Origin of the sequence: Leptospira dzoumogneensis (genome assembly GCF_004770895.1) — a bacterium.
In the GTDB taxonomy this organism is placed as follows: Bacteria; Spirochaetota; Leptospiria; order Leptospirales; family Leptospiraceae; genus Leptospira_B; species Leptospira_B dzoumogneensis.
In genome coordinates, this window is the sequence record NZ_RQHS01000005.1 from 847120 (window position 1) to 860678 (window position 13559).

At 42.5% G+C, this 13559-nt stretch carries 9 protein-coding genes; 7 read left to right on the forward strand and 2 right to left on the reverse strand.

All coding sequences use genetic code 11. From position 1 onward, the window contains the following. Positions 1–15 precede the first annotated feature (15 nt). From lpdA to EHR06_RS05430, 7 genes are all read left to right on the forward strand, one after another. Complete coding sequence (gene lpdA / locus EHR06_RS05400; RefSeq protein ID WP_135756037.1) at positions 16–1419, forward strand: dihydrolipoyl dehydrogenase; 1404 nt, start codon at positions 16–18, stop codon at positions 1417–1419. A gap of 12 nt (positions 1420–1431) precedes the next feature. Next, complete coding sequence (locus EHR06_RS05405) at positions 1432–4209, forward strand: 2-oxoglutarate dehydrogenase E1 component (protein ID WP_135756038.1); 2778 nt, start codon at positions 1432–1434, stop codon at positions 4207–4209. Positions 4210–4216: 7 nt separating this feature from the next. Continuing rightward, positions 4217–4624, forward strand: coding sequence for a DUF6941 family protein (locus EHR06_RS05410; RefSeq protein WP_208757740.1), 408 nt, complete (start codon positions 4217–4219; stop codon positions 4622–4624). Between the two features lie 159 nt (positions 4625–4783). Then, positions 4784–6331 carry a PAS domain S-box protein gene (locus EHR06_RS05415; protein WP_135756040.1) on the forward strand — a complete coding sequence of 516 codons (1548 nt, stop codon included), beginning with the start codon at positions 4784–4786 and terminating at the stop codon, positions 6329–6331. Positions 6332–6333: 2 nt separating this feature from the next. Next, the gene (locus tag EHR06_RS05420) at positions 6334–6711 is read left to right on the forward strand and encodes a response regulator (protein ID WP_135756041.1); all 378 of its coding nucleotides are present in this window, start codon (positions 6334–6336) and stop codon (positions 6709–6711) included. Positions 6712–6769: 58 nt separating this feature from the next. Then, positions 6770–8863 (forward strand): ATP-binding response regulator, encoded by a 2094-nt coding sequence (locus tag EHR06_RS05425; protein ID WP_135756042.1) that lies wholly within the window; start codon positions 6770–6772, stop codon positions 8861–8863. Positions 8864–8928: 65 nt separating this feature from the next. After that, positions 8929–11151, forward strand: a complete 2223-nt coding sequence (locus EHR06_RS05430; protein WP_135756043.1) for a SpoIIE family protein phosphatase — start codon at positions 8929–8931, stop codon at positions 11149–11151. A gap of 74 nt (positions 11152–11225) precedes the next feature. Here EHR06_RS05430 and EHR06_RS05435 read toward each other — a convergent pair whose 3' ends face one another. Beyond that, positions 11226–11900: a hypothetical protein gene (locus EHR06_RS05435; protein WP_135756044.1), complete on the reverse strand. Its 675-nt coding sequence runs from the start codon at positions 11898–11900 to the stop codon at positions 11226–11228. Next, positions 11897–13450: a Ppx/GppA phosphatase family protein gene (locus tag EHR06_RS05440; RefSeq protein WP_135756045.1), complete on the reverse strand. Its 1554-nt coding sequence runs from the start codon at positions 13448–13450 to the stop codon at positions 11897–11899. The genes EHR06_RS05435 and EHR06_RS05440 overlap by 4 nt, the downstream gene beginning before the upstream one ends. Positions 13451–13559: the final 109 nt, after the last annotated feature.

Genomic DNA, 13559 nt, shown 5'->3' on the forward strand with positions numbered 1-13559 from the left:
GGAATAGAAGGAATCATGGCGGAACAATACGACGTATTAGTGATCGGATCGGGCCCCGGAGGTTATGTGGGTGCGATCCGAGCGGCTCAACTCGGATTCAAGACCGGGATCATCGAAAAAAGAAAAACCTTGGGAGGAACCTGCTTGAACGTAGGTTGTATCCCTTCTAAGGCACTTTTGGATTCTTCTGAAGAATATCATAAAGTTTTACATAAGACCGATATCCATGGGATCGGGGTCGGAAAAGTGACTCTGGACCTAAACAAACTTATGGAGCGCAAGAATACTATCGTTAAGGAAGTCACGGACGGCGTAGACTACTTGATGAAAAAGAACAAGATCACTCGTTATGAGGGTTTTGGTAAATTGCTCGGCGGCGGCCAGGTAGAAGTTGCCTTAGCTGACGGCAAAAAAGAAGTCATTAGCGCAAAACATATCGTTCTAGCAACGGGATCTGTTCCGATCGATATTCCCGGCCTGCCTGTAGACGGTAAGTCGATCATCACTTCCGACCATGCAATCGATCTAAGATCAGTTCCTAAAAAACTGGTAGTGATCGGGGCGGGAGTGATCGGCTTAGAGTTAGGTTCCGTATGGGGAAGACTCGGTGCCGAGGTTACAGTGGTGGAACTACTACCAGGACTTCTACCTACGGTAGACAGATCTTTCGGCAGCTTGTTACAGAGAAGTTTAGAGTCCCAAGGTTTTAATTTCTTATTCGAACATAAGGTATTAGGAGCGACTGCTTCTAAATCAGGTGCTAAAGTAAAGATCGCCGCGCCTGATGGAAAAGAATCCGAACTAGATGCGGATGTAGTGCTTGTAGCAGTTGGACGTAAGCCATTTATCGATGGGATCGGATTAGAAGCAGCCGGGGTCCAATTGACAGAGAGAAAAAGGATCAAGGTAGATTCTCATTTCCAAACCAGTGCGGCCGGTATCTACGCAATCGGGGACGTGATCGACGGACCTATGCTTGCTCATAAGGCGGAAGAAGAAGGTGTTGCACTTGCTGAATTACTCGCAGGTCAATCAGGACACGTGAATTACGCCGCGGTTCCGAGCATTATCTATACCTGGCCTGAAATGGCTTGGGTCGGAAAAGGTGAAGAAGAACTAAAAGCTGCCGGTGTAGAATACAAAGTTGGTAAGTCATTATTCAAGCCGAATGCAAGAGCTAAGGCTATGAACGAAGCGGAAGGCCAAGTCAAAATTTTAGCGGATAAAAAAACGGATAAGGTATTGGGAGCGTTTGTGTTCGGGCCTAGAGCTTCGGATATGATCGCTGAGCTGGCGGTTGCAGTGGAGTTCGGTGCTTCTTCGGAAGATATAGCACGTTCTTTCCATGCGCATCCTACATTGTCCGAAGTCGTAAAAGAGGCCGCTATGGCCGTAGACAAGTGGGCGATTCACGCTTAGGGAGATCCGATCATGAAAATCGAACAATTGATGGCATTATACGGAGAGAACGGAGCATTACTCGAAGAACTTTACGAAAAGTTTAAGAAGGATCCGAACTCTTTGGACAAAGAATGGTCTCTGTTCTTTCAAGAAGTAGAGACGAACGGAGTATATCCTCAGAACGGATCCAACGGGAACGGGAATGGCAACGGAAAATCAGCCGTTGCTACTTCTTTTACGGATGCGCAAGCTGGATCCATCAGAGAGATGGGGATTATCAACCTGTTAAACGCGTATCGCAGACAGGGGCACTTAGCTGCAAAATTAGATCCTCTTGGAATTTCTCAACCGAACCGCAAGTTTATCGAATCTAAATTAAGCAATCTAACTCCTGCGGACTTAGATACGGTAGTCGACACACAGAATCCTTCTCTGGGTCGTGCAAAACTGAAAGATGTTGTAGCTTGGTTCGAGAAAGCATACTGCAGCACTGTAGGTTATGAGCAATATTATCTAGTAAACGACGAAGAAAGAGAATGGCTCCAGAATCAAATCGAGTCGGCTGAGTATCATGCACCTCTTCCTAAAAGTACACGTCTAAGACTGTTCGAAAAATTATTCCAAGCGGATCATTTGGAAACATTCTTAGCTAAAAAATACGTAGGAAAAAAACGTTTCTCTCTCGAAGGGGGAGAAAGTATGATCCCTATGCTCGACACCATCGTCGAAGAAGCCGGACGTTTCAAAATGGACGGACTCGTGATCGGTATGGCGCATAGAGGACGTTTGAACGTACTCGTAAACGTGATCGAAAAACCTGCTTCTTTAGTATTTGCCGAATTCGAAGAGAAGGCGGATGCAAAAGCTCAAAATTATGCGGATGTTAAGTATCACTTAGGATATTCTAACAGTAAAATGACTTCGAGCGGAAAAGAAGTAAAACTTTCCCTCGCGTTCAACCCAAGTCACTTGGAAGCGGTGAACCCTGTGGTTACAGGTTCCGTTCGTGCTCGCCAAGAGCAGTATGGTGATGCGGATCGTTCTAAATTTATGCCGATCACCATCCACGGAGATGCGGCGTTTGCAGGTCAGGGAGTTGTCGCAGAGACAATCAACCTAATGAATCTGGACGGTTATACTACCGGTGGAACTTTCCATATAGTGATCAATAACCAGATCGGATTCACCACTTTACCGAACGAATCCAGATCCACATTATACGCAACTGATCTTGCAAAAGGTTATCAGATCCCGATCGTTCATGTAAACGGGGACGATCCGGAAGCGGTATACCGAGTGACCAAACTCGGAATGGAATACCGTCAAAAGTTCAAAAAAGACTTTATCATAGATTTGATCTGTTACCGCAGATTAGGTCATAACGAAACGGATGAGCCTGCATTCACTCAGCCTAAGATGTACTCCATCATCAAAAGTCATCTTCCTACCGCTCAACTATATGAGAAAAAACTGATAAACGACGGTGATGTTACCGGAGAAGAACTGGACTTCATTAAGAACGGTTCCGCTCAAGGTTTAGAAGATTCTTTCCAGAGAGCAAAAGAGCAAGATATCAAGATGAAAGTGGATACCATGCAGGGTGTTTGGGCGAAATACTCCAAAGAACCTCTGGATAGTGGTACTGCCACTTCCCTGCTTGCGGAACAAATAGATCGTATCGTAAAAGCGATCACTACAGTTCCGGAAGGTTTCACTCCGAATCCTAAGTTAGTAAAACTTCTACAAAGCCGTAAGGAAATGGCGGAAGGAAAAGTTTCTTTAGATTACGGAATGGCGGAAGCTCTTTCTTTCGGTTCGATCTTGGAGAACGGATTTAGAGTTCGTCTTTCCGGTCAGGACAGCCAACGCGGAACATTCTCCCATAGACATGCAGTTCTTGTGGATATCAACTCAGGAGCAAAATACGTAGGTCTAAATCATATTTCAGAAAAACAAGCCAAGGCGGAAGTTGTGAACTCCTCCTTGTCTGAATTTTCCGTTTTAGGTTTCGAATACGGTTATTCTCTTTCCGATCCGAGTGCTCTCGTTCTTTGGGAAGCTCAGTTCGGTGACTTTGCAAATAATACACAAGTGATCTTTGATCAATTCCTTTCCAGCTCGGAAGTGAAATGGCAAAGGATGTCCGGTCTTGTTGTACTTCTTCCCCACGGATACGAAGGACAGGGCCCTGAACATAGTTCCGGCAGGATCGAAAGATTCCTGCAATTATGTGCGGACAATAATATGCAGGTAGCAAACTGTACGAATGCTGCTCAGTATTTCCACTTGCTTCGCCGACAGATACTGCGTAATTTCCGCAAACCTCTGATCATCTTCACTCCTAAGTCTTTGTTACGTTTCCCTGGAGCACTTTCTCCTATAGACGACCTATTAAAAGGTGCGTTTAGAGAAGTTCTTCCGGATCAACCGGAGATCAAAGCGGATAAAGTGGAGAAGGTCGTATTCAGTTTCGGAAAAGTATATTATGATCTTCTAAAATATAGAGAAGAGAATAAGGTGCAGAACACTGCGCTGATCCGAGTGGAACAAGTTTATCCTTTCCCTGCGAAAGAGATCCAAGAAGTCCTTAAAACTTATAAGAACGCTAAATCTTTCGTTTGGTGCCAAGAAGAGCCTAAGAACCAAGGTGCTTGGACGTTCGTGAGAGACAGATTTGAAGATCTTCTTCCTAACGGAACAAAGCTTAAATACGCGGGAAGAAAAGAATCTGCGAGCCCTGCAGCCGGACATATGAAAGTCCATACAAAAGAGCAGGAACAACTAGTTTCAGACGCTTACACAGTCTGAAACTAGGATGTCGAATAACGTGGGAGAACCAGTCCTATTAGCATTAGTCTTTGCGGATCGGGTCATCTCGGAAGACAACGGGAAAAAAGGGATCATAGGGACTTTTACAAAGTTCTTTACCGGACAATTTCCCGTAGTCTTTCCTCCTTGGGGAATATACGTATGTGTCACAAATCTTTCCCCGGGGGACCATGAATTTTCTCTAGAACTCGAGCACGCAGATTCAGGAGAAAAAGTAATAGGAGTCGGAGGAAATATCCGGGTCAATAACGGCTCCGAACCGGTAGAGATAGGGATCCCGATCCCCCACGCGGTTTTCCCTAAAGAAGGACGTTACATTCTACTTTTTAAAGTGGGAAAGGAAATCGTGGGAAGTCGTCCCCTCTGGGTGGATAAATTAAATCCCCCTGCTTAAACCTTTCTTTTAGAAAATCCTAACTCTTTTACGAATCCCTTCGTTTTCTTGTACGATCGGATAATAATTTTTTTCCAATATTAATCTTTTGAAATACGCTTGCTTTGGGAAATTTTTCCAAGTATTCTTCCCGTCTCTAATAAACGAATTTATTATATTATGGCGACGCCCACTCAAAAAGATATCACATTGGAAAAGGCTTTGAAGGATGCGAAGCTGATCGAATCCAGATTCAAAGTGCTTTTAGAATCTTTACCCGATTCTATCGTAATGGTAAACGATTCCGGAAGTATAGTATTCGTGAACGAACAAGCTCTCAGAATGTTCGACTACAAGCGGGAGGAACTTTTAGGACAAGCGATAGAGATACTTCTACCCGACCGTTTTAGAAAAAATCATATTTCTCACAGAGATAAATATTTCAGCCAACCAAGGACCAGATCTATGGGAGTAGGTTTGGAACTTTTCGGCAGGAGGTCTAACGGAACCGAATTCCCGGTGGAGATCAGCCTGAGTCCTTACCGCACGGAAGAAGCGACATTAGTTCTAAGTGCGATCCGAGATATAAGAGAAAGAATGAAAGCGGAGGCAAAGTTTCGAGGACTTTTGGAATCCGCTCCGGACGCGGTCGTGATCGTAAATCGAGAGGGAAATATAGTACTCATCAATTCCCAAGCAGAAAAATTATTCGGATACCCAAGAGAAGAATTATTACACAAACCTGTAGAAGTTTTAGTGCCCGAAAGATTCAGGGCAAAACATCCGCAAAACAGGATCGGTTTTTTCAAAGATCCGAAAGTGAGAGGAATGGGGAGCGGATTGGAATTGTATGGACTCAAAAAAAACGGACTGGAGTTCCCGGTAGAGATCAGCTTAAGTCCTTTGGAAACGGAAGAAGGTATGCTCGTTTCCAGTTCCATCCGTGATATCACCGAAAGAAAACAACAAGAGGAATTCAGAAGAGCTGCATTAGAAGAACAGAATGAAAGGATGAAGGAGACCGCCAGATTGAAAAGCGAATTTTTGGCGAACATGTCCCATGAATTAAGGACACCATTGAACGGGATCATCGGTTTTTCGGAATTACTTTCCGACGAGAGACCGGGACCTTTGAACGAAAAACAAAAAGAGTATTTAACGGATATCTTAAATAGTGCGAATCATCTTCTGAAATTGATCAACGATGTTCTGGATCTTGCGAAAGTGGAATCAGGAAAGATGGAATTGTTTTTGGAAACATTCTCGTTATCCACTGCGATCAAAGAAGTTTCCTCCATTATCCGTCCATTATTAAGAAAGAAGAAGATCAATTTTTCCGTAAAAGTCGATGACTCGATAGATCTGGTGACATTGGATCCTCAAAAAATAAAACAGATCTTGTACAATCTATTATCCAATGCCGTAAAGTTCAGCCACGAAGATGGAAATATCAGAGTGAATATGGAACTGGAAGGAGAGGATCTAATCCGAATGAAATTCGAGGACGATGGGATAGGCATCGGAGAACAGGACCTTACAAGGATTTTTGAGGAATTCCAACAGATAGACAGCGGTGCCAACAGGCAATTCCAGGGCACAGGGTTAGGGCTCGCTTTGACAAAAAGGATAGTAGAGCTGATGAACGGGACAATAAACGTAGAAAGTGAGTTGGGAAAAGGTTCCGTTTTTACTATAATACTGCCTAGAAGGATCTCTCAAGGTAAATAAATATGCCTCCTAAGGTTTTGGTCGTAGATGATAATATCGTAAATCTGAAATTGATCTGCGAATTATTGGAATTGGACGAATATGAAGTTTTAAAAGCCGGGAATGCGGAAGAAGCGCTTCAGATCATAGAAAATTTTCCATTAGATCTGATACTTATGGATATAGAATTACCCGGAGTGGACGGATTAACTCTCACTAGGCAATTGAAAGAAAGAGAGAATACGAAAAATATACCGATCATAGCTGTTACTGCTTTTGCAATGAAAGGTGACGCACAAAAAGCATATGGGGCCGGTTGTGACGGCTATATTACTAAACCGATCGATACTAGGAAATTTACGGAACAAATTACCGGTTTTATCAAAGGACTGAATCCATGATCCGGGAAATTTTTTTCGTCCTATATCGATATATGATCCGTTTTTCGGATCTTTTTTTATGATCATTCTAGTCGTAGACGACAGTTATCAAAATCGGAAATTAATTTCCGCACAATTAGACAACGGGTCCAGAAAAATTTTCACAGCTTCCAACGGAATAGAGGCTCTGGAAATCATGGAAAATGCGGAAATCGATCTGATCATTTCGGATATTCTGATGCCTCAGATGGATGGATATCAATTCTGTTCTCAAGTAAGACAGAATGAGAAATATAAACATATTCCGTTTATTGTATATACCGCCACTTATACTTCGGATTCCGATGAAAAACTTTCTTTCGATCTGGGTGCGGACGCATTTTTAAAAAAGCCCGCCGGTCTAAAACTTTTGGAGGAGACCGTCAGCCAGTTGATCGATCATCCCAGATCGGAGCGTAATGTCAAAAAATTGGTCATGGATTCCGGACCTCTTCGTCAGTATAACCATAGACTTGTGGAAAAATTAGAGGAGAAAAATTTCGAACTGCAGAAGAGAAGCGAGGAACTAGGTTACGAAATAGAAGAAAGAAGAAGGGCCGAAAGGTTGAACCGTGAGGGCGAAGAATTATTCAAGGAACTCACCGATGCGATCCACGAAGTGTTTTGGATGACCAGTCTTTCTAAAAACGAGATCGTTTATATCAGCCAAGGTTACGAACAGATCTGGGGAAGATCCAGGCAAAGCCTTTTGGAAAACCCGATCTCCTGGCTGGAATGTATCCATCCTGATGATAGGGATAGGGTGTTTAACAGCGCAAAGACAAGGCAGACCAGCGGAGAGTATAGGGAGGAATATAGGATCGTTCGCCCCGATGGTGAGATCAGATGGATCAGAGACAAAGCATTTCCAGTTAAAAATGAAAGAGGGGAAACGATCCGAGTTGCCGGAGTCGCGGAAGATATCACTGAACATAAGTTAAAAGAAGCCCAATTAAAAGATGTGGAGAAAAAAAGGGCAGAATTAGAACAACAGCTTATTCAGGCCCAAAAACTGGAAAGTTTAGGGACATTAGCAAGCGGGATAGCTCACGATTTTAATAATATACTTTCTATCATCATGGGCCATACATCCGTGATAGAGATAAGCAGAACAAATCCTGAAAAATTTTCCCAGCATATATCTGCATTGCATATGGCTACCCAAAGAGGAGCCTCTTTGGTCAGGCAACTCTTGACATTTGCAAGAAAGACGGAATTTAATCTGGAACCTACACAAATAAACGATATTATATTAGAGATCAGTAAATTGATTCCTCAGACATTTCCTAAAAATATCCGGCTTTTTACGGACTTTCAGGAAAATCTTCCTTTGGTCCATGTGGACTCCAACCAGATACATCAAGTTTTGCTAAACTTATGCGTGAATGCTAGAGATGCGATGCAAGAAGGAGGGATACTGAGTATAGAGACCTTTTTAGCGGATGCGGAAAATCTAAGGATCGGTTATTCCAAAAGTTTTGCGGAAAAATATATCATACTTCGGATCTCGGATTCGGGAAGCGGGATGAGTGAAAAGATCAAACAGAGGATTTTTGAACCGTTCTTTACTACCAAGGATATAGGAAAAGGTACGGGACTAGGTCTTGCATTGGCATACAGTGTGATCGATAACCATAAAGGCTGGATAGAAGTAGAATCCGAATTAGGAAAAGGTACCACATTCTTAGTATATTTACCTGTGCCTAAAGAAAAGTCCGAAGTAAATGTAAAACCTGCTTATTCCGAATCGGAATCTTTAGGAGGAAAAGAAAGTATTCTGATCGTAGAAGACGAAGAACTTCTTAGGAATATGTTAGGAGATCTTTTGGAGTCCAAGGGATACAAAGTATACTTGGCCGTGGACGGAGAAGACGGTGTGGAACAATTTCTTCTTAGGCATTCTCAGATCTCGCTCGTTCTTACCGATTTGGGTCTTCCAAAATTCGGCGGGGGGGAAGTGATCAAGAGGATCCGCGCAATTCATAGTTCGGTAAAGATACTTTTAGCAAGCGGGTTTATGGAACCTGAGTTAAAACTTTCCTTAAAAGATTTTGGTGTGAGTTATTTTATCCAAAAACCTTATTTGGGCACCGAGATACTTTCCTGTATTCGATCCGCTTTGGACCAAAAATAATATATTGACCAGTGTAGCAATCGCTACAGTGTTGGTTTTAATTTAAGTGAAAATGAGAAACGAAAATGAGCCATGCACGTCTTTTGCCGGTCCTAACCTGGAGGCTGGAGTTATTCACTCACACTGTTCCGGTCCCGTTCGCGGTATATTTTTCCGCGGTTACAGGTTCCTTATATTCTTTGGAAGAATATCTTTCTATGGGGGCGGCCGCAACGATAGCCGCCACAGCTATGCTTTTAGGAGCCTTCTATCTTAGATATATAAGATTAAAAAAAGCATCTTATTTGGAGGATAGAAGTTCCGTGGATCCGAACCTTCTTTCTTCCGCAAAATCGATTTATATTACCCAGCCAATTTACGAATCCTTTGTGATCGCGGGCCGTTGGTTTTTCGGAGTGCTGCTTGCCCACCTGATCGTTTATTTGATCGTGGGTTATAGACCGAATCTGATCGCTACTATTCCCGCATTGTATTTAGGGATTATTCCGATTTCGTTTATTAGTTATTTATTTATTACTGAATATTCTATTCGTCCTGCTCTGAGTAAGAATAAGTTCAGAGAAGTGGAAGCTAGGACCAGGTTATTTTTTCCTTATTCTAAAAGATTACTAGTAGTGGTAATGGCGATGATCTCCATGCCATTCAGTCTTTTGGGTTATATGCTGTATGCAACTGTGGATGGAAGGATCCGTTTGGAAAATCCGCTTCTACACTTGGCGATCATGGCATTCTTATTTTCCGTTCCTTTGGTCTTTACAGCTTGGATGGTGACTGAGGCGATCCGATCCAGACTTTCTTCCGTAACGGGGTTTTTGGAAGAAGTAGGAGAAGGTAATTTCGGTCTGAAAATTTCTCCCTCTTCCCTGGATGAGTTCGGTAAACAGGAACAAAGGATAGGGAAGGTTGTAGAAAGATTGAGAGGTCTTTACGAGGAGATCCAATCCTTGAACGAAGGTTTGGAATCCAAGGTAGAAGAGAGGACCAAACAATTAAAGGAAACCGCAGACGAACTAGGAAAAAGTCTGGAAGAGATCCAAAAACTGAAACTCAGTCAGGATGGGGATTATTTTCTGACTTCTCTTTTAACGGAACCGCTTCATTCCATTCAATTGCAGGATTCTGAATATTCTTTTCGTTCTTTGACGATCCAGAAGAAAAAGTTCAATTATAAACAGAAAGAAAGGCAGATAGGCGGAGATATTTCACTCGCACATTCTATCCGACTAAGAGGTAAACCTTATATTGCATTCGTAAATGCGGATGCGATGGGTAAATCTTTGCAGGGAGCAGTGGGTGCTATTATTTTAGGTTCCATCTCCAGATCCATGATCGAAAGAACTCCTGCCTTATATCGAAATGTTTGGCCGGAGAGATGGTTAAAGAACTGGTTTATAGAATTACAAAAAGTTTTCGAAGCATTCGACGGTTCATTGATGGCTTCCGCTTTTTTAGGATTATTGGATGAGTCCAGAGGAGTTCTATATTATATAAATTGTGAACATCCTTCTCCGGTTCTTTATAGAGATGAAACCACTATGTTCTTGGAGCCTAAGGAAAAGTATTTTAAGATAGGTCATTCAGGAATTGGACGCAATGTTCATATAGAAGTTTTCCAATTAAAACAAGGAGATGTTCTATTCTCCGGATCGGATGGAAGAGACGATCTTCTGATCCAATCAGAGATTGATCCGGACGATTCCAGGTTTTTGGAAATTGTGGGAAAGGCAAAAGGAGATCTGGATCGTACTTACGAATTGATCTTACAAGAAGGAGAGATTACGGATGATCTTTCTCTTCTTAGAATAGAAACCCCTAAAAGAAATTTAGCATCTACGGAAATCCTACTCAAAGATCGCAATCCTGAAAAGAAGAATGGGATCCAAAAAACGGTTTCAGTCCAGGAATGTAGAAGATTGGCCTTGGAATATTCCTCCGGTAAAAAATATACTAAGGCAGGAGAGCTTGGCCTGAAGTATGTACAAAGAAGGCCTACGGATACGGAGTTTCTTTTTACCGTAAGTAAACTTCTTCGTAAATCGGGTAAGATCGTTCTTTCCATTGATCTAGGGGAAAGATATAGGATGAGAAATCCGATAGACTCCGATAATTTGCTCCATCTTGCGGAAATGTATGCTTCTAAAAGTAGATTAGAAAGATCATTTCAACTTTTGGCGGAAGCAACAGCGATCTCTCCGGAGCATCCAAGGGCTAAAAAACTTTCAGAATTTCTAATAGAGAAAACGGCTCAAATTTCCGAGTCCAGTGAGGATCGAAGAATATTAAGGTAAGGTTCGCGCCGAGAACGCAGAGATCACGGAGGGTGGCGTGTTGGAGTTCCTACACGCGCAATCAAGGTAAAGATCTATCTTAATTTCATTTTTCGGATCTCTTCTTCTACAGGGATATTTTGGTATTCTATCCTTTCTTTTCCGAAATAAAGAAGGGCCTCTATTGAGTTTATTTTTGGGAAAAATTTTCGGATCTCTGCGAGAGGGATGCGGATCGTATCTGAGTTCGGGCTTTTATTAAAAAACTCGGTATTCTCGGCTCTTAAGATGAGTTGTAGTTCCTTCGGTTCGAATATTTTGGTCTTTTCGGATTTTAGTATATTCTCGGAAAGTGTTACTTCTTCTTTTTTCCTGGAAATCGTACGAAATGGGATGGTTGTCCATTCGAAAAGCGCTCCTATGTCTGCGAACATTCCGAGGATGTATCTATTCCAAGGTTTATCATCATTATCCAGTTGTCTGTATCCGTCAGTCTTCTTATAATCGTAGTGAACGATCTTAGTTTCTAAAGTTTTCCTTTTTTCTAATGTTTCTTGGAAAGAAGCGCCTTCTATTTTTAATACCAGCTCGAAATTTTGGAATTCATAGTCTATTCTTCCCTTATTGGAGAGTATCTCTTCTTCTTTTTTATCCAGTAAACGAGAATCTATAGTTTCCTGTTTGTACGGAAATACGGTGAAACAGTTTAGAAATATAGAATGGACCAGGATTGAGGCGGCACAAACTCCGAAAGACCGAAACCTTTTCACTGAAATAAAGGCACCATTCCGTAAGCGGATTCGAATGCATCAGCTTGTTCTTCACATGCCCAAAGTTCCAGACTTTTATCGTAATTCTGGTTTGTGACCAAGGTGAAGATCGCCTGGTTTTTTCGGACCTGGCATTTGACGGTCTCTATCAGTCTTTGTCTGTTCCGATTGCAAGCGCTCGCGATCCTTAAAATTGCGGAAAGTTTTTCGACCGTTTCCTGTTCTCTTGGGCCGACTCTTTGGAATTCTCTATGTTTGGACTTAGGAGAACTTTTGCGATGGTATCTTGCAGTGAGTGCTATGATCTCTATTTCTCCCCAGGTAAAACCGAGCATTGCTTCCGAGTTTCGGATCAGATAATAACTATGTTTATGATAGGCGGAATGTGAAATGAATAGTCCTACTTCATGGAGTAAGGAAGAAGCTTCTAAATATTCTCTTTCTTCCTTTCCTAAACGATGTACGGATTGGAGTTGATCGAATATATCCAGTGCAAGTTTGGCTACATGGCGGGCGTATTCTTCGTCTCTTGTGTAAGAAACTAGAAGATTCAAAATGGACTTTTGACGGATATCGTCCAGATGTCTGGAATGTTCCAAGTCCTGGAAATGTTCCCATTTTCGGATGGTATCGTAGATAATCCCTTCTCTAAGAGCGAACTCGGAAACCGTCATATCCGGGAGGTCCAATAATTGGAATAACTCATCCAGGATCAACATTCCACCCACAATAATATCGGAACGTTTGGAATCGAATCCCGGGATCTTACTTCTCTTTTTAGAAGTGTCCGCTTCCAAGATCATATTCCTCGCTCTTTTGAATTCCGAGGACTGGAATGTATAATGATTGAGAGGTCTTTCTTCTATATCTCCCTCGAATGCTCGAATGATCCCGGCGGTTGCCTGGACTGTTCCGGAGGAACCGATGATCATTTCCGGTTTTAGATCTCGGATGATCTTTCTGAAAGGAAGAATGATCTCTTCCACATAGAGTTTACATTTTCGTATCTGAGAAGAATCCAGGGTTTCCGATCTCAGGAACTTTTCCGTGAGTCGGATCGCTCCCAATTTGAAACTTTTGGAGAATAAAATGTCCCCTCTATAACCCACCAAAACTTCGGTACTTCCTCCGCCTATATCGACGAGTAATACCTTTTTATCGAAAACCGGAAGTCCTTGCAGGACCCCGAAATAGATCAATCTGGCTTCTTCATATCCGCTGATCACATCGATTTTTATGCCTGCTTCCTTTAAGGCGGCTGCCTGGAATTCGTTTCGATTGGAGGCTTCTCTCATTGCAGATGTAGCGACTGCTCTGATCTCCGCTTTTGAGTTATCAGCGAGCATCTTAAAACGCTTTAAACACTCGATTGCACGCCTAAATGCGGGAGGATCGATCTCTCCTCCTTCTTCCAAACCGCTTCCGAGACGAACGTTCTCCTTCTCTCTGGCGATAGCTTCAAAGGTCCCGTTTTCTCGGACCCGGACGATAATCATGTGAAAGGAGTTTGTGCCTAGATCGATGGCTGCTAGGGTGTTTTCCCGGACCATAAGTTCCCCAAGTTTATGGAGGTCGCAATGGGTTCCAATTTGTTTTTCGTTTTTTTTGTTTTGGAATTGCCCCGGAGGATCGGGCCGGAAATATTGAATTGGATCGCGA